General features: G+C 46.4%; 18 protein-coding genes and 1 riboswitch. Of the genes, 2 read left to right on the top strand and 16 right to left on the bottom strand.

Annotated elements, in window-relative coordinates; all coding sequences use genetic code 11:
- Positions 1 to 73: 73 nt before the first annotated feature.
- Positions 74 to 1867, top strand: a complete 1794-nt coding sequence (locus EXW93_RS01060) for a carbon starvation CstA family protein (RefSeq protein WP_023466771.1) — start codon at positions 74 to 76, stop codon at positions 1865 to 1867.
- A gap of 61 nt (positions 1868 to 1928) precedes the next feature.
- On the opposite strand, the gene EXW93_RS01055 is transcribed toward EXW93_RS01060, so the two are convergent.
- From EXW93_RS01055 to pta, 16 genes are all read right to left on the bottom strand, one after another.
- Positions 1929 to 2753, bottom strand: a complete 825-nt coding sequence (locus EXW93_RS01055; RefSeq protein ID WP_023466770.1) for an energy-coupling factor transporter transmembrane component T family protein — start codon at positions 2751 to 2753, stop codon at positions 1929 to 1931.
- Positions 2744 to 4447 carry an energy-coupling factor transporter ATPase gene (locus EXW93_RS01050; protein ID WP_174315915.1) on the bottom strand — a complete coding sequence of 568 codons (1704 nt, stop codon included), beginning with the start codon at positions 4445 to 4447 and terminating at the stop codon, positions 2744 to 2746. The genes EXW93_RS01055 and EXW93_RS01050 overlap by 10 nt, the downstream gene beginning before the upstream one ends.
- A gap of 70 nt (positions 4448 to 4517) precedes the next feature.
- Positions 4518 to 5069: an ECF-type riboflavin transporter substrate-binding protein gene (locus tag EXW93_RS01045; protein WP_023466768.1), complete on the bottom strand. Its 552-nt coding sequence runs from the start codon at positions 5067 to 5069 to the stop codon at positions 4518 to 4520.
- Positions 5066 to 5923, bottom strand: a complete 858-nt coding sequence (locus EXW93_RS01040) for an SAM hydrolase/SAM-dependent halogenase family protein (RefSeq protein ID WP_029343188.1) — start codon at positions 5921 to 5923, stop codon at positions 5066 to 5068. Before EXW93_RS01040 ends, EXW93_RS01045 begins: the two co-directional genes overlap by 4 nt.
- 372 nt (positions 5924 to 6295) lie before the next feature.
- Positions 6296 to 6739: a GDYXXLXY domain-containing protein gene (locus EXW93_RS01035; RefSeq protein ID WP_023466766.1), complete on the bottom strand. Its 444-nt coding sequence runs from the start codon at positions 6737 to 6739 to the stop codon at positions 6296 to 6298.
- Positions 6736 to 7923, bottom strand: coding sequence for a DUF2157 domain-containing protein (locus tag EXW93_RS01030; RefSeq protein ID WP_174315914.1), 1188 nt, complete (start codon positions 7921 to 7923; stop codon positions 6736 to 6738). The genes EXW93_RS01035 and EXW93_RS01030 overlap by 4 nt, the downstream gene beginning before the upstream one ends.
- A 168-nt stretch (positions 7924 to 8091) precedes the next feature.
- Positions 8092 to 10071 carry a methyl-accepting chemotaxis protein gene (locus EXW93_RS01025; RefSeq protein WP_035399193.1) on the bottom strand — a complete coding sequence of 660 codons (1980 nt, stop codon included), beginning with the start codon at positions 10069 to 10071 and terminating at the stop codon, positions 8092 to 8094.
- Positions 10072 to 10262: 191 nt separating this feature from the next.
- Complete coding sequence (locus tag EXW93_RS01020) at positions 10263 to 11495, bottom strand: hypothetical protein (RefSeq protein WP_174315913.1); 1233 nt, start codon at positions 11493 to 11495, stop codon at positions 10263 to 10265.
- A gap of 294 nt (positions 11496 to 11789) precedes the next feature.
- Positions 11790 to 12089 carry a rhodanese-like domain-containing protein gene (locus tag EXW93_RS01015; protein WP_174315912.1) on the bottom strand — a complete coding sequence of 100 codons (300 nt, stop codon included), beginning with the start codon at positions 12087 to 12089 and terminating at the stop codon, positions 11790 to 11792.
- A gap of 218 nt (positions 12090 to 12307) precedes the next feature.
- The gene (locus EXW93_RS01010; RefSeq protein ID WP_174315911.1) at positions 12308 to 13753 is read right to left on the bottom strand and encodes a glycoside hydrolase family 1 protein; all 1446 of its coding nucleotides are present in this window, start codon (positions 13751 to 13753) and stop codon (positions 12308 to 12310) included.
- Positions 13754 to 13777: 24 nt separating this feature from the next.
- Positions 13778 to 15607 carry a beta-glucoside-specific PTS transporter subunit IIABC gene (locus EXW93_RS01005; protein WP_174315910.1) on the bottom strand — a complete coding sequence of 610 codons (1830 nt, stop codon included), beginning with the start codon at positions 15605 to 15607 and terminating at the stop codon, positions 13778 to 13780.
- A 105-nt stretch (positions 15608 to 15712) separates the two neighbouring features.
- On the bottom strand, positions 15713 to 16564 hold the full coding sequence (gene licT, locus EXW93_RS01000; RefSeq protein ID WP_174315909.1) for a BglG family transcription antiterminator LicT: 852 nt from the start codon (positions 16562 to 16564) through the stop codon (positions 15713 to 15715).
- A gap of 292 nt (positions 16565 to 16856) precedes the next feature.
- On the bottom strand, positions 16857 to 18233 hold the full coding sequence (locus tag EXW93_RS00995) for an amino acid permease (RefSeq protein ID WP_058265466.1): 1377 nt from the start codon (positions 18231 to 18233) through the stop codon (positions 16857 to 16859).
- A gap of 221 nt (positions 18234 to 18454) precedes the next feature.
- Positions 18455 to 19756: a nucleobase:cation symporter-2 family protein gene (locus EXW93_RS00990; RefSeq protein ID WP_174315908.1), complete on the bottom strand. Its 1302-nt coding sequence runs from the start codon at positions 19754 to 19756 to the stop codon at positions 18455 to 18457.
- Positions 19753 to 20337 carry a xanthine phosphoribosyltransferase gene (locus EXW93_RS00985; RefSeq protein WP_023466757.1) on the bottom strand — a complete coding sequence of 195 codons (585 nt, stop codon included), beginning with the start codon at positions 20335 to 20337 and terminating at the stop codon, positions 19753 to 19755. The genes EXW93_RS00990 and EXW93_RS00985 overlap by 4 nt, the downstream gene beginning before the upstream one ends.
- A 75-nt stretch (positions 20338 to 20412) precedes the next feature.
- A riboswitch (purine riboswitch) is annotated at positions 20413 to 20512 on the bottom strand.
- 70 nt (positions 20513 to 20582) lie between these two features.
- Positions 20583 to 21569 (bottom strand): phosphate acetyltransferase, encoded by a 987-nt coding sequence (gene pta, locus EXW93_RS00980; protein ID WP_055969917.1) that lies wholly within the window; start codon positions 21567 to 21569, stop codon positions 20583 to 20585.
- Positions 21570 to 21914: 345 nt separating this feature from the next.
- Between pta and hemQ the strand changes: the two genes are divergently transcribed.
- Positions 21915 to 22691 (top strand): hydrogen peroxide-dependent heme synthase, encoded by a 777-nt coding sequence (gene hemQ / locus EXW93_RS00975; protein WP_174315907.1) that lies wholly within the window; start codon positions 21915 to 21917, stop codon positions 22689 to 22691.
- The last annotated feature ends 32 nt before the right edge of the window (positions 22692 to 22723 follow it).

Genomic DNA, 22723 nt, shown 5'->3' with positions numbered 1-22723 from the left:
AAAAATCAAAGAAAGCGCTTCCATAACTTGTATACTAAATCCATCATAGTTCATTCAAGAGGAGGAATTTTAGATGAGCGCTACTCCAATCGTTATTGCTGTCATCTGTATCTTATTAATTGCGTATCGCCTTTACGGTACGTTCATGGCTGCGAAAGTCTTAAAAATCAAAGATGATCGCGAAACGCCCGCTCATAAATTAGCGGACGGAAAAGATTACGTTCCAACGAATAAATGGGTCTCGTTCGGACACCACTTCGCAGCAATCGCTGCAGCCGGTCCACTCGTCGGACCTGTCCTTGCTGCACAGTTCGGATATCTCCCCGGCTTACTGTGGCTCTTAATCGGTGCCGTCATCGGTGGAGCGGTCCATGATATGGTCGTCCTTTTTGCTTCGATGCGCCAAGATGGTCAATCGCTCTCTGAAGTCGCTAAAAAAGAATTAGGTCCCGTCGCTGGTTTTTGTGCCGGTCTTGCGATGCTTTTCATCATTACAATCACGATGGCTGGTCTATCGATGGTCGTCTTACACGCCCTTGAACATAACCCATGGGGTACATTCGCTGTCTTCTCGACGATTCCGATTGCGATGTTCGTTGGGATTTACTTACGTAAAGGTGGTAACTTAGCACTTGCTTCAACAGTTGGTTTCTTACTGATTCTAGCTGCGATTGGTTTTGGTCCTCAGTTAACGGAAACATTCATCGGCGATTGGTTCGATCTGTCGTCACGTCAACTCGCGATTGCTTTACCGATTTATGCATTCTTCGCTGCTGCACTGCCAGTGTGGCTCTTACTCGCACCTCGCGACTATCTATCGAGTTTTATGAAAATCGGTGTCTTCCTTGCTTTGATCGTTGGTGTCTTCATCATCAACCCAGACATTCGATTCCCGGCATTTACGAAGTTCGTTGATGGCGGTGGTCCAATCATCGCTGGTCCAGTCTGGCCATTCATCTCGATCACGATTGCCTGTGGTGCGATTTCTGGTTTCCACGCTTTCGTTGGTTCTGGTACGACACCGAAGATGATCAATCGGTGGAGTGACATCAAACCGGTCGCCTTCGGTGCTATGCTTGTCGAATGTCTTGTTGCCGTCATGGCGTTGATCGCTGCGACATCGCTTGAAGTCGGTGATTACTTCGCAATCAACTCAACACCAGAAGTATTCGCGACGCTTGGTATGAGCACGGTCTATCTTGATGATTTATCCCGTGAAATCGGTCTCGATCTGGCAGGTCGAACAGGTGGTGCCGTCTCACTCGCCGTCGGTATGACATTCATCTTCCGCGCCATCCCGTGGTTCAAAGAGATTGCCGGATTCTTCTTCCAATTCGTCATTCTATTCGAAGCGGTCTTCATCTTAACCGCAATCGATGCAGGAACACGCGTCGCCCGTTACTTGATTCAAGATTTCTTCGGGGAGTTCTACAAACCACTCAAACGTGTCGACTGGATTCCAGGTGCGATCTTCGCTTCGGCACTCGGGACGTTCTTCTGGGGCTATCTCCTGTTTTCGGGTGACATCGGTTCGATTTGGGCATTATTCGGGGTATCGAATCAGCTGATGGCTTCAATCGGCTTGATCATCGGAACGACGATCATCTTGAAAATCGCCGATAAAAAAGTCTATGCGCTGACGACGTTCATCCCGCTCGTCTATCTTCTGATCACAGTAACGTTCGCGGATATCTGGATGGTCGCAAACGTCTATGCGAATCCCGATTCTCCAGGTTTCAGCATCTTGAATACGGTCTTGTCCGTAACGATGGGACTGCTCGCGATCGTCATCACGATCTCAGCCGTCAAGAAATGGATTGAACTGTTGAATTCACCACGTTGGGAAAATCAAAAACGATCTGCGTAAGCGGATTGGTCATATGACAAAAGGCAGTGGACGCATCCACTGCCTTTTTCGTATCTCATTTTTAAAACGGATTATAAAAGCGATTACCATCATAGAAAGTGACGACGAATGACAAAACCGTCAAAAGTAGCACACAGCCGATCGCGACATAATCGATTCGTGTCATCGTCTGTTGGTTGTACCACGTTCGCTTTCGTCCGGCACCGAATCCACGGAGATCCATCGCATTGCTGACGGTCTCAATCCGCTCGAGACTCGTAAATAGCAACGGAAGTAAAATCTGGATGCTATTGCGTGCCCGCTGCCAAAGGGAGCCGTGTGAGACAGCAATCCCTCGTGCTTCTTGAGCGTTCGCGATCGTCCGGAAATCAGATTGAACGTCCGGAATATAACGGAGCGCTAAGGAGACCGCAAATGCGATCTTATACGGAACACCAATCCGATTCAAAGAAGAAGCGAACTCCGTCGGATGGGTCGTGACGAGAAACAACACAGCAATCGGAACGATCACACTGTATTTTAAGATTAAATTGAACAGATAAAATAATTGTTCTGCGGTCATCGTAAATCGTCCGATTCCTTCAAGTAAGACGTGACGCGATCCGTAGATTGCCACGCCCTGCTCTGGTTCGAACAGATAAACAGCGAGCGCATTAATCAGGACGAAAATCGCTGTAAAGATCAAGACGAAGCGGACTTCCCGAAACTGGATACGCGACAATCGGAATAACACGATACTGACTAACCCCATTACAAGTAAGACACGTGTATCATAGGTGAACATCGTTGCTGTCGTAAATAATAAGAATCCGATCAGTTTCGTCGTTCCCGTCAATCGATGAATCGGTGACGTTTTTTCAATATAGCCAAGCATTTCTACAGCCATTGTTCCCGCTCCTTTCGCTCCGCCGTAATCACGGACTCGACGAATCGTTCCGGATCGACTTCGAGGTGTTGCGCTAGCGTAAAGAGCGATGTTTGTTTTAAATGGGCATGATTCAGCAATTGTTCTTGATTCAGCAGTCCAAATGATGTTCCAGCATAACGGATACGCCCAGCTTGCACGAGGCAGACTTGATCGCTGTATTCTAAGACGAGATGCATGTCATGCGTGATGATGAGTAACGTCATTCCGTCCTGCTTCAATCCTTCTAAAAAGTCCATCATATCCGAATAATGCCGATAATCTTGACCGGCTGTTGGTTCATCGAGAATCAAGATATCCGGTCGTCGAACGAGAATCGAAGCAATCGTCACTCGTTTCTTCTGACCAAAACTCAGTGCTTGGATCGGCCAATTACGAAACGGATATAATCCGCAACGACGTAATGTCTGCTCGAGACGCTCGTTTTCTTCCGCCTCACTCAGTCCGAGCGCCTGCATCCCGTAGCGGATTTCCTCCTGCACGAGGTGCTTCGAAATCATATGATTCGGATTTTGCAGAACGAATCCGATCGTTCCTGCTCGCTCTGCGATCGATTGGTTCGTGATGTCGATTCCGTCAAGCAGGATCCGACCACCTGTCGTCCGTTGGTAACCACTCAACACTTTCGCAAGCGTGGATTTTCCGGCACCATTCTGACCAACGATCGTCGTCAGTGTTCCTTTTTGAAAAGTCGCCGTCACATTCTCAAGCACTGGCGTTCCTTGGCGATAATGAAACGCCAACTGCTCAAGTTCAAGCAATGCAGTAGAGGTTTCAGTCTCTTTTTGAGCAGCTTCCTCTAAACGCTCTAACACGTTCGTCTGGTTGAATCGTTTTAAAAAGGGATCGATGCGGCTCGGCTGATCCACAGGCTTCACGGTCATACCAGCCCAGCGTGCGGCACGGACATAGAGAGGTTCACGCAAGATCGCTTCTTGCAGTTTTCCGTTACTTAAGATGACATCCGGATGATCATCAGCAATGATTTCTCCATCGACCATGACGATGATGCGGTCAAACGGAATGACGAGTACATCCTCGATCCGATGTTCGACGACGATCAATGTGCGATTCGTATCACGTTGCAGTCGATCCATAAGCGCCATCGCTTCTTGTCCCGCTACCGGATCGAGATTCGCGAGCGGTTCATCAAACAGTAAGATGTCCGCATCTTCGACGAGGACTCCGGCTAATGCCGCCCGCTGTCGTTGTCCTCCTGATAGATCATTTAATCGTGCTTGCAAGAGCGTCTCGACATCCGTCATCCGTGCGACACGTTCGACGATCTCCTGCATTTCCGGTCGCCCAGTCTGTTTATTTTCGAGCGCAAAGGCGATGTCTTCGCCAACCGATAAACCAACGAACTGCGCATCTGGATCCTGTAACACCGTTCCAATATGCAGCGAACGATCAAATAACGATAACTCCCGGGCATCCTGCCCTTTGATCAGGACCTGTCCTTCCCACGTTCCAGGGTACGAGAACGGAATCAACCCATTGATGCACTGGGCGAGCGTACTTTTTCCTGAACCCGACGGTCCAACGATTAAGATGCGTTCGCCTGCTTGAATCGTTAATTGAATCTGCCGGAGTGTCGGTTCCGACTGACTCCGATATGTAAATGAAAAATCCTGAAATTCGATTACGTTTGTCATATCCTTCTCCCCCCAAGCTAAATGAGCTATGATCCTGCCGTCTCTTCGCACAGGATCATAGCTCATTCGGTCAAGCTTCGCGTTTCAAGCTGCCTGCTTTACTTCTTGTTTTCGCATAGGTGACGAGCAACAACGTTCCAATGACACCGACTGTCAAGATGTTCGATGTCGCAGCGACAGCCCCTTGGACGAAGACTTTGTTCGCTGGCTCCGTGTAAATTAAGATATCGAGTACCGGTGCAATGATGATCCAACCGATCGCTTGCACGATGGCTTGTGTGACATTGAATAAGACGATTTTACGTGTCGTCAATCCGCCTTCTTCTAGACGAATCCGGTTAGCGATCAATCCGATGCCAAAACCGACGAACCCGGATACGATGACCCAGCTCCACCACGGGGACCCATATAAAATCGCATCTTTTAATCCATGACCGATCAGACCGATCAAACCGGCTGTGACTGGTCCGAACAAAACTGCCATGAATGCGAGAAATGCATAGGATGTCTCAATTGACGTGTTCGGTACGCCTGTCGGAATCACAGCGAATCGACTTAAAATGATGAATACTGCTGCTCCGATCCCGGTTGCGACGATCTGTTTTGTCGTAAATCCTTTCATGTTCGATCTCCTCCTTTAATATGTTGTACGTTAACACTCCAATCATTTCCGATTCCAACCTCAAATGCATGCGCAAACGAACCTTGATTCAAGGCAAGAGCAATCTGATCCAGCGAGTTGATGTAGACGACGCCTGAACCAACCGGCACATCGGCGAACGAATGACCAAAAAGCAGTGTTTGTTCGTAAACAATCCGTTCTCGGTACGAAATCGTTACCTTGACGTGGCTACCGATGTCGAGACCCGCCTGACGGACGAGAGCGACCGGAATATTCGTCCAGACATTTCCGAAGCGAACATCGAGAATCTCGACGATACCGGTAACACCGGTATCCGACGACGAGGCAAGTGTCCGGTCGAGCAAGACGATGTCCGAAGCAGGTAAAACGGGTCCTACTTCCTCGAAGGTGATGACATGGCTCGATAACCGAGCACCCGTGAAGGCAAAGATATCTCGTCCGTGAAACGTATACGATTCACCCATTCGAGGTAAGCGATGCCGTCGATCATCGAGTTGCCTCACTTCAGCAATGTATCCGGCTTGCCAAAGATGCGTCAACGTTCCGTTATCTGGTGTGATGATGTATTGATTCGCATGCGTCCGCGCGACGACACTCTTTCGACTCGATCCGACACCTGGATCAACGACAGAAACGAACACCGTTTGCTCCGTCCAGTACGGTACCGTCTGCAGTAACCGATAGGACGCTTCCCAAATGTGGAAGGGCGGAATGTCGTGCGTCAAATCAAAAATCCGAATCTCTGGATTGATGCTATGCGCAACCCCATACATCGCACTCACAGCCCCGTCACTCACGCCAAAGTCTGATTGCAATACCAATGCTTCTGCCATCTCGTCATCCTCCTCCTGCGGGAACGTCTCCACAAAAAAGACACCACGCCCTTATCTCTCAGGACGTGATGTCTGATCACGTGGTACCACCTTCGTTCATGGCTCAACTCACGTTCAGCCACCTCTAGGAGTACGAGACTCCCTGGAATGCTAACGGTATCCGTCCTACCGGTCGGTTCTACTGATGAACACGGTTCACGTTCTTCCGACTGCTCCGGGACCATCTTCAAATGACGAAATCGTCTCATTTCCAGCAACAGAGACTCTCTATCGATTTCTGATCACTTTACTCTTCCCGTCTACGCATGCAGATTTAGTTGTCTGAAAATTTAAATTAATAGTACAACCGTTTCATTCCTGACGCAAGGTTTTTTACTCAGAAATTTTTAAATTCGTCGTCCGGATCGTTCCCCATGGTGACACATCCGCACGGACTTCCAGTGCTTTTGCTTTTTCATATTGTTTTCCGCTTCCCTGTTCGACATAATACTGCGTCAATTGTGGAATCGACACGTATTGATCGTAATAGTCGCCAGCAACACTTCCGAAAAATCGTTCATTCGAAATCCGGTCGATTTGAGCATAACCAGAAGCATCGGTCTTGAAGCTGACATAGACACGTCCATTTTGAATCGTCGGACCTGGTTTTAAATCCGGATACTGCAGCATCACGTATTCGCCGTAAACGGGATCAAACGGATCAAACGGTTCTGCCCGAAAACGGTACGATGTTCCGAACCAGGAGGTCGCAAAAAAGCTGACAATCAACAGACCGACGACGCACGTCTGCAATACGGGCATGAGATAGCGTTTCATGACGCCACACCTCCTCTACGGCGTAACCACCATAAGATACCCGACAATAGGAAGATGAGCAGCGCACCGATGAGGAAAAATAAGGACATGTTCAACCGATCCCACGCATAGATGACGTATATCGCGATTTGAACGAGAATGAAATAGAGGAAGGCTGGCCAGATGATCGCATGACGACGTTCTTGATACAACAGATACAGTAGCGCGGATAGTTCAACGAGGATGGCGAGTAGAATGGCCTGTTCATCAAGCCACAGGACTCCAACGAATCCAAGCGGAACGATAAACAATAAGGAGCGACGTTTTTGATAGAGGAAAATTCCTAACCCAATGGATACGATAGCTAGCAGAATCGCTTCTGTCATAGATGGTAATGCGGCATTTGATTCCGCACGTACAGACAGATAGACGATCGAACTGATGGCAGCAACGACCAGATAGATCATTTCGACGATCCGACGATTGGACTCCTCACGAACAAGCCAGAGAACGGGAACGAGTAAAAATAGCGTCCAGACCGGCCACAGGAATCCGTCATATGATACAAGGAGAAACAAGGAGAGACCACTGAAGAAGAGAAACAGCCAGCTAAACAAAAGCGATGGCAGACGTTGGCTGAAGTAAAACCAACTGAACGACAGCACGACCATCAGACCGAACGATGTCCAGTCGAGATAACTCGCCTGCTCCTGACCAAAACCACCGAGACTCGTAAAGATCGTCCATCCGGAAAGGAAGGCGACGACACCGTATGCTTCATGACGCCAAAGCACATAGTGCGCTAACGCGGCGACAAACACACACCATCCGAGTAATGATCCTTCCATCGGCAAGTGGAAACTTTGAACAACGACGAGAATCGAGGCGCCAAACGCTAGGATTCCACCGATTCGGAAGACAATCGGATGCAACATACTCCGACGTTCCGAAAGATCCGCCATGACGTAACAACTCCACATGAGTGCTACGACAAGTCCGATTTTCCATCCGACCGGCATGACTTGCCAGTTAGCGGCTAAAAAGCTGAACACAGCCAATACGACGAACGTACCCCCTACAATCAACAAGAGCGGTAGACGTTGCTTTTCCTTACGATTGTTCTCATAATCGATGATTCGTTTGACGGTTGCTTCGTCCAAAAGCCCCGCTTCACTCCACTCTCTCATCTTGCGTAACTGCTTCATCGCACCCACCTCCTTCGAAGTGTTTAGATATTTATTAAATTCCCGATTTAGTACCATCTCAAGCCCGGATTCACAAGGATTCCAAGCTATTTGTTCAGTTCGTCACAGAATGGTGACAGACAAAAAAAGCAAGGAAGACTAGCTTCCTTGCTTTTTTTAATCGATGGCTTAAACACGGAAACGGGCAACGAGTACCTGTAGCTCTTCCGCCATATCGGATAATGCTTTAGCGGATTGCGAAATTTCTTCCATCGCACTCAACTGTTCTTCCGTCGTCGCTGCGACTTGTTTCGACGCCGACGAATTCTCTTGCGCGATATGAGCGATTTCTGTCGCCGATGCTGACACTTCTTGAACGTTCGCTGCGATTTCCTCGACAGTTGCCGTCACGTCTTCGATTCGTGGTGTCATCTCTTGCGTCCGTTCGAGAATCTTCTGGAATCGCTCTGCCGATGCTTCTGTCGTCGACAAGCCAGCTTTCGTCTGTCCCGAGACTTCCTTCATCATCGTAACCGATTGATCCGTCTCCTGCTTGATGTTTTGAATGAGCTGCGCAATCTGCTTCGTTGAATCCTGTGACTGCTCTGCCAGTTTTCGTACTTCGCTTGCGACAACGGCAAAGCCTTTTCCGTTTTCGCCCGCGCGTGCCGCTTCAATCGCCGCGTTCAGTGCTAACAAGTTCGTTTGTTCGGCAATGCCATTGATGACATCGACGATTTTTCCGATCTCATTTGAACGATGTGCGAGTGAACTGATGACACCACCAAAGTTTTGAACAGAGGCATCGATTTCTTTCATCTGCTGGACGTTCTGCAGTACAGCAACTGTTCCGTTCTCAGCTTCTGTAGCCGTTGAACGTGATAGCTCTGAGACGTCCGTTGAGCTCTCAGCAATTCGCATGATGCCAGCTGTAATCGACTGGAGCGAGACGGCGTTCGCATCGAGTTGACGCTTCGATTGATCCGCTCCTGCTGCGACCTGTTGAATCGATCCCGCGATTTGTTCCGATGCGGACGTCGTCTGAGCAGAGTTCGCCATTAATTCCTGTGACGAACCGGCCACTTGTGTGATTGACTGATCGAGATTGATGATGATTGAACGGAGTGAGTCGACCATGACGTTAAAGCTTTGTGCGACCTGTCCAACTTCATCGTTTGATTCAACGATGACAGGTTCCGTCAAATCACCAGATTGAATCCGTTCTGCTCCACGTGTCAAATGACCGAGTGGGCGAAGAATCGAGCGAAGGATGAAGTAGATGAAGACGGCTGCGACGAGTAACATTCCGCCGATGACTGCGAGCGTTGTCCACAGAATACTCGACGTCGCATCGGTGATTTCATGATCGTACAGGGTTCCGGCAACCTTCCACTTCGTTAAATCGTTCGTCATGAAGTCCATCTGTTTACCTTCATTTTCGAATTCATACGAAAATTGTCCGGCTGGGTCATCGTAGAGTGGCGCAACCCAGTTCCCTGTTGCCTTTTCACCTGGTTTTAGCGTCGGGTGCGTAACGAACTTCTTATTCGAATCGAGAATCGTCACATAACCCTCTTTACCAATTTTAATCTTTTTCGCGATTTCCGCGATGCGGTCGACATCGACATCAATCGCCACGACACCTCTTCCGTTTCCGGTCGTTTGTGACAATGTCACCATCATCTTGTTCGAGGCAGCATCGACGTATGGATCGGTGATGACGACTTTTCCACCGGCTGCTTCAGCCGATTGGTACCACGAGCGCTCACGTGGGTCATAATCCTCGGGCATGACTTGTTCCGGGAAAATGTTCATATCCCCTTCTGTCGTCGCGAAATAGATGTTCGCCGCTTGCGGATGCATGTCGAGATATTCCGTCATTTTTTCCTTCAACGCTGCATTTTGTTTTCCTTTTTGATAGAGCGTCCCGTCAATTCGGTCCGCAAAAAAGGCGACATCGCGTCGCATCGGATCAATGATATTCTGAATCTCATCGTTCATTCGATCGACTCCACCATGTGCCGATTGTAGAATTTGCTCCGTCATCGATTGTTTCGCCTGATTGTAGGCGACGAATCCGATCACGAGCGCTGGAATTACTAATAATAGAATCGATGTCAGAATTAATTTTTGTTTGATGCTCATCGTGCGTTTGATTTTTTGTTCCATGTGTCACTCCATTCCCGAGTGCAAGGACTCGTTATTCTACTTTGTTTATCGGTTAGAATGTGTATTTTTTCACAGGAAAGAAAAAAAAGAAGAAAATTCCTTTTTTAAAGGAATCTTCTTCAGAGGTATCGTTCAGTTGATCACATTCGTATTATCTAACTATTATTGAACGTTTAAAAGAAGAGAACTCATCAATTCAACATACGAAAATCATATGAAAACACATCGTGTGTTTGAGTAGAATTCAAAATTTCAGCTAATCCTTTAATTCTACTTTCAGTAACTTTTTTGCCGCTTGAGAGAGAATAGGTTTCAATCAAATATTTTTCAGCACTTTTTGGATCGTATCGCAACATAAATAAGGAGTTGCCATTAAAGAAACTCTCTTCATGATGTTTCTTTCCTTCTTTATCGACCTGCTCCAATTTAAACTTTTTGTTGATTTTAGTTGTTTTTGTATCAAACGTCATTATAGTTCCATTCCCATCGATATAATAAATGATCCCTTTATATAAATGGGAGGAATTTTTAATATTATACGGAATCGAAGAAGTTGAATCTTTCTCTTTTTTATACGAATCCATCAAAAATGTTTTTTGTTCATCTGAGTTCTTATCAATTCGTTGCATGACCAGTTTACTGTTTTCTTCATGTTCGCTTTCACTAACTTTTAACACGACGTAGTAATAGTCTGCATCACTCAAAATAGAAGAGAATGCTTCAATTTCATTTTTGCCTTCAATCTTCAGTTCGGCTTGAGCAGCTAGCTTCATTTTTCCTGAAGAAAAAGTAACGTCTTGAATCATCATCGGTGAATTTTCTTCTTGAACACTTTGGGTAGTCAGTAATAAAATCCGATCTTGACCAATTCCTGTCGCATTTATATAGAACGGAATAGTTGTCTCTTTAAATCCTGATTTATTACCATAACTAAGTGTATAGGTGTATTGATTCTGTTTATCAAACCCTGTGTTGAAAAGCGAGAAAAATAGTTGTTTTTTTGGAATGTATCCCGTTTGTTCTCCCATATATTGCGGTTTCTTTAGATCAAATTCTTTGTACGAAGAACCAATTAATCTCATCTTTTCCGAATCCACTAGTAAAAGATCGTTTTGAGAAGAGACAGCTAAATTATTTAATTCTAATCCTTTAGACGAAAATGATTTAGCCTGATTTTTACGATCTATAAATACAGTTAATCCAAGACCATCCCCTCCTACATCTTGATCTGATGTCGTCGAGAAATATACAACGGCTTTTTGTTTCTTTAAAAAGTCTGATTTTTCGATGGTTTCTTGAGACAGACTATGCGGTATAGGCTTTAGATAATCCATGACATAATAAAGTATAGTTCCACCTATTACGATAAGTATGGGGATGAATATAAGATTATTTTGTTCTTCATAATATCCTCCTCTATACATTCGAACTTAGAATTTCTAAACTAAATTTGTATTTTTATAACGCACATCCTTACGATATACTTCGTTTCTATCATTCTTTAATGAGCTTTTCTTAGAAAAGAGGATTTCTGAATGATTCGCACTGGTGGTTGAAGAGGCTGTGATTCGTTCTGATTGGTATTGAAGATTTTTGATAAAATAAAAATCCTTCACTTTCAGTAGTAACATACTGCAAAAGTAAAGGATCTTCAAAAACGTATTAATACCTATGGCATCTTTATTTTCGCCATATACATTTATTCGTATGACAGAGCTTCAGGCTTCTTGATCGCCTTTCCAGTTCATCATGCCGCCTTCGACGTTGACGATGTCGTATCCATATTGTTCGAGGAAACGACCGACATTTTCACTCCGTGCGCCCGCTTTACAGATCAAGAAGTAAGTTTCGCCTTCTTGCAATTCTGTATAGCGTTCGCCGATCTCAGACATCGGAAGGAAGCGGACGTTCGGAATATGTCCTGCATCGTATTCATCCTGCTCTCGGACGTCAACGACGTGTAACGCTTCGCCTGCCTCTAATCGCTCTTGTAACTCGTCTACATGAATCGTTTTCATCTCGTATGACCTCCTGTATGGTTCTGCCGTAAGTGTAGCAAATCTATCGTTAAAACAAAACGAAACCGTACTTTATGAATCCCCTGATTAATAGATCAGAATCCAAATAATTATTGAGATCGATAACAAAGGTATTGATTCATTTAAATTCATTTCCACAATACATATTAAAGCCCTAAAAGCAGACGCTTCTAGTCTGTTTTCAGGGCTTCATCTTTTTATTTTGAGACGGAAGTCTGCTTCAATGCAGCACCATTCGTAGCAATAACCTCTTTGTACCAATAGAATGAATCTTTTCGTGATCGGGCAAGTGTTCCCGAACCATCATCGTGTTTATCAACATAGATGAAACCATATCGTTTACTGTATTCACCAGTCGACGCACTAACAAGATCAATACAACCCCAGCTCGTATACCCCATCATCTCAACGCCATCTTGAATCGCCTCCATCATGGCTTTCAAATGTCCTTCGAGATACGCAATCCGGTAGGAATCATGAATCGCACCATCTGGCTCCACTTCGTCGTAAGCACCGAGTCCATTTTCGACGATGAACAGCGGAATCTGGTAACGATCATACAGTTTATTTAAGATAATACGTAAACCATCCGGATCGATTTCCCAGCCCCAATCACTCGCTTTCAGATACGGATTTTTGACCCCGCTCATGATATTTCCGCCAGCTTCATCTCCATCTTTTTCTGCTTTTTCCGTCCGCGACATATAATAACTAAGCGAGAAGAAATCGACCGTATAGTCGCGTAACAGATCAAGATCACCGTCTTCGATCACCAACTCGATTCCGTTTTCTGCGAAGAAGCGGTCGGCAAATGCCGGATAAGCCCCACGGACATGGACGTCCCCGCAGAAATAGTTCATCATCCGTTCTGCCTCGAGCGCAAACTGAACATCGACTGGATTTGAACTGTACGCATATACCGGTGCAGCGATCAGCATACAGCCAATTTGCATCGACGGATCGATTTCGCGAGCCGCTTTCGTCGCTAGGCTGCTCGCGACGAATTGATGATGTAACCCTTGATATGTTGACTGCAGCATATTTTCATCTTCACGCATTGCCATCCCAAGACTAAGCATCGGCATGAACTGGGCACCATTGATTTCATTGAACGTCAACCAGTACTTAACTTTCCCTTGATAGCGTTCAAACAATACTCGACTGTATCGCTCGAAGAACGTTACGAGTCGACGATCACGCCAGCCGCCGTATTCTTTTGCGAGATGGAGCGGCAATTCGTAATGCGAAATCGTCACGAGCGGCTCGATGCCGTTTTTCAACAACTCGTCAAAAACATTATCGTAAAACTGCAGTCCTGCTTCATTCGGTTCTGTCTCATCTCCGTTCGGGAAGATGCGACTCCAAGCAATCGACATCCGGTATGTCTTAAAGCCCATTTCAGCGAACAAAGCGATGTCTTCTTTGTAGTGATGGTAAAAATTAATTCCGTCATGATTCGGATACGTGTATTCTTCTTTCAATTCAAAATCAAACTGCGGATCGTGAATGACGTTCATTCGGTGCTTTCCGCCCGGCATGACATCAGCAATCGATAATCCCTTTCCATCTGTCGCATACGCACCCTCTAATTGATTGGCTGCAGTTGCGCCGCCCCATAAAAAATCGGATTTGATCTGTTTCATGAAAAATTCCTCCTCTAATTTGGTTTAGACTAAGACGCGTAAAACATCACGCGACGGTTCGACTGTCCCTTGGTACGTCGGTAAAACATCCAGGTAATTTGCTGTATTTGTGACGATAACCGGCGTTATGATGTCGTAACCCGCTTGTTTGATTTGTTCAATATTAAAACGAATCAATGGATCTCCAACTCGGATCGACTGACCATTGTCGACAAGCGATTCAAAATACTGACCATTCAACTGAACCGTATCAAGACCAATATGAACTAAAATCTCAACACCAGTGTCAGATCGTAAACCAATCGCATGTTTTGATGGATAGACGGTCACGACTTCTCCGTCAAATGGGGCATAGACAACACCTTCATCCGGAATGATCGCGAGTCCTTTTCCCATCGCACCGCTCGAAAACACGGTATCGTTCACTTCATCCAACGAAATAATTTGTCCTTTGACCGGTGCAAGTACTGGTAAACCTACTTGTTCACTGATTGTCGGTACTTCTTCCGTGACTTGTTGCTTGTCACGTGCAAAGAAATATGTCAATCCGAACGAGACTACTGTAGCAACAGCTAGTCCGATCAGTGCACCCCAGAACGAGAGGTTGATACCGTCTTGCGGAATCATGACCGGTACTCCGAAAATCCCAAGTCCACCGAGTGCGTAGGAAGCTGTTCCCAGCGCACCGCCTACTAATCCGCCTACAGCACCACCAACGACACCGAAGATGAATGGCTTTTTACGCGGTAATGTCAAACCGTACATCGCGGGTTCCGTAATACCGAAGATACCGGCAATCGTCGAAGAAGTACCCAATCCTTTGATTTTTGGATCCTTCGCCCGCATCGTGATCGCGAAAACTGCACCCACTTGACCGAAGGTTGCCATCAATACACCAACTGTGATGGTATCAAATCCATTGACAGACAAGTTATTGATGATGATCGGTACGAGTCCCCAGTGCAGACCGAACATGACGAAGATTTGCCAAAACGCACCGATGAAAGCAATCGCTATTACTGGACTCAAGTTATAGATGAACGAGTAGCCAGCTGCCAGTCCTTGGCTGGCATACGTTGCAAGTGGACCAATTGCAAGGAAAGTTAGTGGGACAACCAACATGATGACGAGCATCGGTGTCGTGAAGTTTTTGACCGCTTCATGCGAATGACGATTAAAGAATTTTTCAAGTTTTGATGAAACGAATGTTGCCAAGATGATTGGAATAACAGACGATGCGTAACTCATGAGGACGACTGGAATCGTCAAGAACGTTAAGCCATCACCAGAAGCCTGCAAAGCGACAATCGACGGGTAAACTAGTGCTCCCCCAATGATCATCCCGATATATGGGTTACCACCGAATTTTTTCGCCGCCGAGTGACCAAGGACGACCGGGAGGAAGTAAAATAAGGCGTCCGCTGTTGCATTTAAAACGATGTACGTCCCCATCGTCGGCGTCAACAGTCCCGTCGCTACAAGGATTGCAAGCAAGCCTTTTAGCAGTCCGCTTCCTGCCATCGGACCGAGAATTGGTGTGAAGATACCAGCAATCGTGTCGATGAAGCGATTGAACAGACTCGTTTTTTCTGTTTCTTCCGAAGTTTCCTGACCAATCCCGTTTAGTTCGTTATAGACTTCACCGACATGATTACCGATGACAACCTGGAACTGACCACCACTTTTTACGACGGTAATGATGCCATCGACTTGTTTTAACGCTTCAGCATCTGCCTGTTGTTCGTCCTTCAATTTGAAGCGTAAACGTGTCGCACAGTGAAAGACGGTTTTGACGTTGTCTTCGCCACCAACCAAGCGCACGATATCTTGTGCAAGAGCTTGATATTTGCCCATTTGACTCACTCCATTCATATTTTTGGAATAAAAAAACCTAAACGACGGCAAGTGGAAAAACACCTGCAATCATTTAGGTTTGGCCCGTCGATGCGGTAACCATCCTTAGGATCGATTTTGTTTCATGAGATTTTCAATGTGAATCATCAAGTACAAACGCTCATCCTTCGAGACTTCATAGTCATACTTCCCAGTGATCAGATTAGCAATTTTCTCGACACAATCAAATGCGAGTGGATAACGTGATTTGACCATTTCATACAACTCCTCGTCTCCTCCAACTTTCAGTTTTGTCTTTGAGACGATTCGTTGTACAAAAAACTTCAGATGCGTTAAAAAACGAGCGTACGCATGAGATTCCTCATCCAGTTCCACCTGGAAATGGTATGTGATGATCGTCATGATCGCCTGTGTCGCCTTCGTCATTTCAGTAACGATATGCAGGCTCTCGCCTTTGACACCAGACATCGATGCATTGACGAGGTGCAAGGCGATCGAGACCGCTTCTTCTTCTTCCAAGTGAACTTCATGCCGGTCATTGATGAGTCGAACTGCCTCTTTTCCAGCAGCAAATTCCGGACCATAAAATCGTTTCACTTCCCAGACGAGCGGGTTTCGAATCACAATTCCCTCCGCATATCGTGATAGCGCATAATGAATGTGGTCGGCTAGCGTTACGTAAATCGTGTCATGGAGCGATTTGTTGAGCTTCGCTTCTGCCATCTTAACGATTTCCTTGACTGTTTCGATTTCAGCTTGCGGCATCTCATTTAAAAAGTCGATAAATCGTTCTCGGCTCTCTTTACTCTCGAGCGTAAAGATTTTTTCAATCCGTGATTCGTCAATCACATCACCCATTCGTTTTTGAAACGCGATTCCTCGCCCCATGACGACGTGTTCCTGCCCATTCGATTCAATCGCCACCACGTTATTATTAAACACTTTCACGATTTGCATGGAATCTCTCACCTCCACCCTTGAGCATCGAATTGAAAAGAAAAAACCTAAATTCATATCCATCGCCGCAACACGCAACAGATATCAATTTAGGTTTTGCCTGCTTTTGCAGTAACAATCCTGAATGGTTTATTCTTTTCCCTATTAGAATACGACGGAATTAGAATGACGTCAACTTATTTATGAAGCGCTTTCAAAATTTGTTTGAATGAAAAACTGAGTCTAGTATTTACCAGACTCAGTTTATCGAGATCATCTCATATCTTGCTTCCAATTAATCTTGTCTATCCGTTTATTCTCCTGATGCTCGACGCGTCGACTGACGTGTCTCCTTATGCATTCCCCGTGCATAATAGACAGCAATCAAAATCGCGTACCACAGTGGTCCAACGACCAAAGCGATTCGCGTACTTGCGTCAAATGCCATCAAGACGATGACACCAGCAAGTGCCGCAAGGGCAATATAGTTCGCAATCGGGAAGAATGGAACAGCGAATTCTGCTGAACCATGTACCTTCCGCGCCCGCATTTGTGCAATCAGAATCATTGCCCACGTCCAGACAGCTCCGAACGTCGCGATACTCGTTACGATTGCAAAGACGTCTTCCGGTAAGAAGTAGTTCAAAGCGACACCGACGAGTAAGGCGACACCTGAAAGAATCGTCGCTAGAGCCGGTACACCGTTTTTCGAGATTTTCGAGAAACGACGTGGCGCTTCACTGTTCTCGGATAAGTTCATCATCATCCGGGCTGTCGAGAAGATACCGGAGTTACATGACGAGAGTGCTGCCGTTAAGACAACAAAGTTGATGATGCCGGCTGCTGACTCAATACCGAGCGATTGAAATAGTAATACGAACGGACTACTATTGTTCGCACCGACTTGATCCCACGGATAAATCGATAAAATGACGAAGAGCGCTCCGATATAGAATACTAAGATCCGAAGGAAGACGTTATTGACGGCTTTTCGAATCGTTTTCTTCGGATTCTTCGCTTCCCCTGCTGTGACCCCAATCACTTCAATTCCTAAGAACGCAAACATGACCATCTGCATGGCAAGAAGTACTCCACCGAATCCGTTTGGTAAGAATCCACCATGTGACCACAGGTTCGAAATCCCAACCGGTGTGCCGCCGTTTCCAAGACCAATGACAATCGTCAAGGTCCCTAAGATGATCATGGCGACGATCGCGACGATTTTAATCAACGCAAACCAAAATTCGAATTCACCATAAAATTTAACAGCAATGAAGTTGATGCTCGTCATCAAGACAAGTGCTGCTAGTGCCCATACCCACCCCTGAGAATCCGGGAACCATACTTTCATGTAAATACCGACTGCTGTGATTTCCGCCATACACGTAAAAATCCAGAGTAACCAATAATTCCAACCTGTTAAAAAGCCAGCTAATGGACTGACATACTTCCGGGCATACTCCGCAAAACTACCAGCCACCGGCTCCCGCACTGCAAGCTCCCCAAGTGCTCGCATGATAATGAAAATGATGACACCACCAATCAGATAACCAAGTAAGATCCCTGGTCCTGCTAATTGGATCGCTTTTGCTGACCCTAGGAAGAGTCCGACACCGATTGCCGCCCCCAGCGACATCAGTGTAATATGACGTTCTTCCAGTCCCCGATTCAACTCTGTCTGTTGTTTCATTTTTACGACGTCCTTCCCGTCTCTGTTTGTTTCTTAGCAGTTCCCCGTACCGCTACGTTGTCAGTATAAAGAAGATGTGTCGATTTTGTAAACGTTTTCAATGTATATTTCTTACCAAATCCACATACTCGGAATATTCTGATTACGTTAGCAGTATAAAAAAAGGAACCTCCTGCTACTAAGTAGTATACAGGACAGCTCCTTTCGGAAAGTTACAATTGTTATTCAACTTTAGCAAGTGGCGCGTCTACTGACTCCGACTTACTCGTCAATCGGAAGATTCCATTTAGCAATAATGCCGTTAGTGACCCTGCGACGATCGGGCTATCCGTCAAGACACGGATTTGCGATGGTAGACCGGCTACGATCTCAGGATTCATACTGATTCCTAGACCAATTCCGAGGGCAAGTGCCACCGTGATGACGTGTTCATTCTTCGAGAAATCGACCCGCGACAGAATACGAATCCCGCTCGCTGCGACCGTTCCGAACATGATCAACATTGCCCCACCTAGGACAGGTTTTGGAATCAACGTCGTGAACGTCGCCACTTTTGGTAAGAAGCCGAGCAAGATTAAAAATCCGCCCGCAAACAGAATGACTTTACGTGTCTTCACGCCAGTCAACTGAACTAGACCGACGTTTTGGCTATAGGTCGTATACGGGAAACTATTAAAGATACCGCCAACGATCGTCGCGACACCCTCTGCCCGGTAGCCACGTGCTAGGTCTTTATCCGTCAAACGGCGATCCGTGATCTCACCAAGTGTCAAGAACACACCTGTCGATTCGACCATCGAGACGAGACCAACCAGCGTCATCGTCAAGATCGCCGTCGCATTGAATGTCGGAACACCGAAGTAGAACGGCGTCACCATTTGGAACCATGACGCTTCCGCCACCGGACTGAAGTCGATCATCCCCATGCCAAACGCAACCAGTGTACTGATCATCACAGCAATCAAGACGGCTGCTGCTTTTGAAAAGACCGTGCCGTAGCGATTCAAGATTAAAATCAAGACGATCGTTAGTCCGGCGAGTCCAAGATAACGTGCGTCACCAAAGTCCTTCACCCCTTGTCCGCCCCCGATATCGTTGATTGCAGCCGGAATCAAGGAAATCCCAATGATCGTCACGACAGAACCAAGGACGACTGGCGGGAACAGGACTGCAATCTTACTAAACCAGCCTGAGATGACGAGAATGATCAACCCACTCGCAATTAAAGCACCATAAATCGCCGTAATCCCTTGAAGACTACCGATCGCGATCATCGGACCGACTGCGGTGAAGGTACAACCGAGGACGACAGGAAGACCGACGCCTGTATATTTCGTGACGAGCACTTGTAGTAAGGTCGCTACGCCACACATGAAGAGATCAATCGCCACTAAATAAGCAAGTTCTTCTCCCGACAATCCGATCGCACTCCCGACGATCAGCGGAACTACAGCTGCTCCTGTGTACATCGCAAGCACATGCTGAAGTCCGAGACTAGCGGCTTTGAAGTTCGATAGTCTCATACGGTCACCGAGTCAACGAACGTCGCTTTTCCATCCTTCAATGACTCCACACGAGCGAGTGACTCGACGCGGAACCCGGCTTCGATTAACTTTTGACGTCCCGGTTGGAACGACTTTTCAATGACGATTCCAAAACCAGCAACTTCCGCACCTGCCTGCTCAACGAGGCGAGCGAGACCAAATGCCGCTTCTCCGTTCGCGAGGAAATCGTCGATGATCAGAACTCGTTCACCCGGTTGTAGGTATTTTTCTGCAACCGTAATCGTACTCGTCTGTTGTTTCGTAAACGAGAAGACTTCAGCTGAAATCGTTCCTTCATTCAGGGTGACGGATTTCGTCTTACGGGCATAGACCATTGGTACCCCTAAACGGAGCGCCGTCATCATTGCCGGGGCAATACCACCTGCTTCGATCGTCAAAATCCGCGTGATACCGGCATCTTGGAAGCGATCCATGAACTCATAGGCGATTTCCCACATCAAGGTCGGGTCGACCTGATGGTTTAAAAAGGCATCCACTTTCAATACTTGATCCGATAATACGATTCCTTCTTGATTAATCATGTCGTGTAGACGTTTCATACATGCATTCTCCTCTTTAAAAACGAAAAAACGTACAGCCGCTACCCGGGGGCAGCCACTGTACGCCAAAAAAGAGAGCAGTAACTCACCACCCGTAGTCGGACCGTTACGGCGATCCGGTAGAGACTCGTGGGCCAATTCCCACTATTATACGAGCGTTGCTATACGTTTACGTTTCGTGATTTTCGTGATGTGTACCATTGTACGGGGTTTAGCGAAAAAGTAAAGACTTTTTCACACCATGCTTAGGCTTGGCGTTCTTCGACTGCTTGCGCTGCCGTGATGATCGCGAGTTTGTAGACATCTTCTTCGTTACAACCGCGTGAAAGATCGTTGACCGGTTTGTTCAACCCTTGAAGGATCGGACCGATTGCTTCGAATCCACCAAGACGTTGTGCGATTTTGTAGCCAATGTTTCCAGCTTCAAGACTTGGGAAGATGAAGACGTTCGCTTGACCTGCGACATCTGATTCTGGTGCTTTTGATTTCGCGACACTTGGAACGAATGCTGCATCGAATTGGAGTTCGCCATCGATTGCAAGCTCTGGTGCACGTTCTTTAGCAATGCGAGTTGCTTCAACGACACGCTCTGTCTCTGGTGATTTTGCTGAACCTTTTGTCGAGAAGCTGAGCAATGCCACTTTCGGATCGATACCGAATGTTTTCGCTGTTTTCGCAGATGCAATTGCGTTCTCTGCTAGATCGTTCGCATCTGGTGCGATGTTGATTGCGCAGTCTGCGAAGACGTATTGCTCATCGTCACGTACCATGATGAAGACGCCTGATGTTTTTTTATAGCCTTCTTGCATCTTGATGATTTGAAGTGCTGGACGAACTGTATCGCCTGTTGCGTGCATCGCACCCGATACAAGACCTTCTGCTTGTCCTGTGTGAACGAGCATCGTACCGAACGTGTTCACGTCTTTTAAGATGACAGCACGTGCTTGCTCTTCTGTTGCTTTTCCTTTACGACGCTCAACGAACGATGCGACGAGCTCATCAATTCCAGCGTAAGAAGCAGGATCGATCGTATCAAGTCCCGTGACATCGATTCCGTTTGCTGCTGCTGTTTCTTCGATTTGTACACGTGGTCCGATGACGATCGGTGTGACGAGACCGTCTTTCTTCAAACGGACAGCTGCGCCAAGAACACGCGCGTCAATTCCTTCTGGGAAGACGATTTTCGGTTGGTGCGCTTTAATCTTTTGTTCTAACATATCGAATAATTGCATGAGTTTCTCTCCTTTTTAGGTAAACACGACGTCGTCGATTTGATCCATTTTCTTTTCCATCGTTTATTATACACAGTTCTCAATCGTTGTTAAAACAATTTGCAAAAAAGTTATCTAACAAAAGCACTGAAGCCATATTCACTGACTATTACAGTCATTTTCAAGAATGGTACAGAGACTATTTCCAAGCAACGTAATCTCCACTTCCCCTTTTACCCACTCTCTGCTTTTTTCATGTGTTACGATCTCATGGACAAAGACCTTTTCGGGCGAAGCGTTTCAGTAGAATGTGATAAGATAGGATATGGAAAAAGACAATTTATTTCAGACTCAGGAGGTCATCCCATGCAACACCAAACATCTGAACCGACTGCTACGCAACAAGCCGCTGAAACACTCGACGGCTGGTATACATTACATGATTTCCGCCGGATCGATTGGTCACGCTTGAAACAAGTCGACGCGACAGACCGCGCGCGCATGATTGAAGAATTCCAAGCTTTCCTCTCAGAGCTTTCTGGTGTCGAAGCGGCAAAAGACGGAAGCCACGCACTTTACACGATCATCGGTCAAAAAGCCGATCTCGTCTTGATGGTTCTTCGTCCAACGATGGAACAAATTCAAGACGTCGAAGTCAAAATGCAGAAACTTGATCTCTATGATTACTTGATCCCGACGTATTCTTACGTCTCTGTCGTCGAACTCGGTACGTACCGTGGTTCAGGCGAAGGAAACCCATACGAGAACCCTTACGTGCGTGATCGTCTCTATCCAATCTTGCCGCAAGCGAAGCACATCTGCTTCTACCCGATGAGCAAGTCACGTCGCGATGGCGACAACTGGTACACGCTCTCAATGGAGAAACGAAAAGAACTCATGTATCGTCACGGTATGATCGGTCGAAGTTATGCTGGGAAAATTCAGCAAATCATCGGTGGATCAACTGGATTTGACGATTGGGAATGGGGCGTCACGCTCTTCTCAGACGACATTCTCCAGTTCAAGAAAATCGTCTATGAAATGCGTTTTGACGAAGTCAGCGCGAAGTACGGTGAGTTTGGTGAGTTCTTCATCGGGAACCGTCTCGAAAGTGAACAATTAAGTACTCATTTTGCACTTTAATGTGTTGAATGACGTTTGATTGAAATATCTCA

The organism is Exiguobacterium sp. JMULE1 (assembly GCF_013337175.1).
GTDB classification, from domain to species: Bacteria; Bacillota; Bacilli; order Exiguobacteriales; family Exiguobacteriaceae; genus Exiguobacterium_A; species Exiguobacterium_A indicum.
The sequence above is the reverse complement of the archived record's forward strand: the minus strand, read 5'-3'. Positions and strand labels throughout refer to the sequence as shown.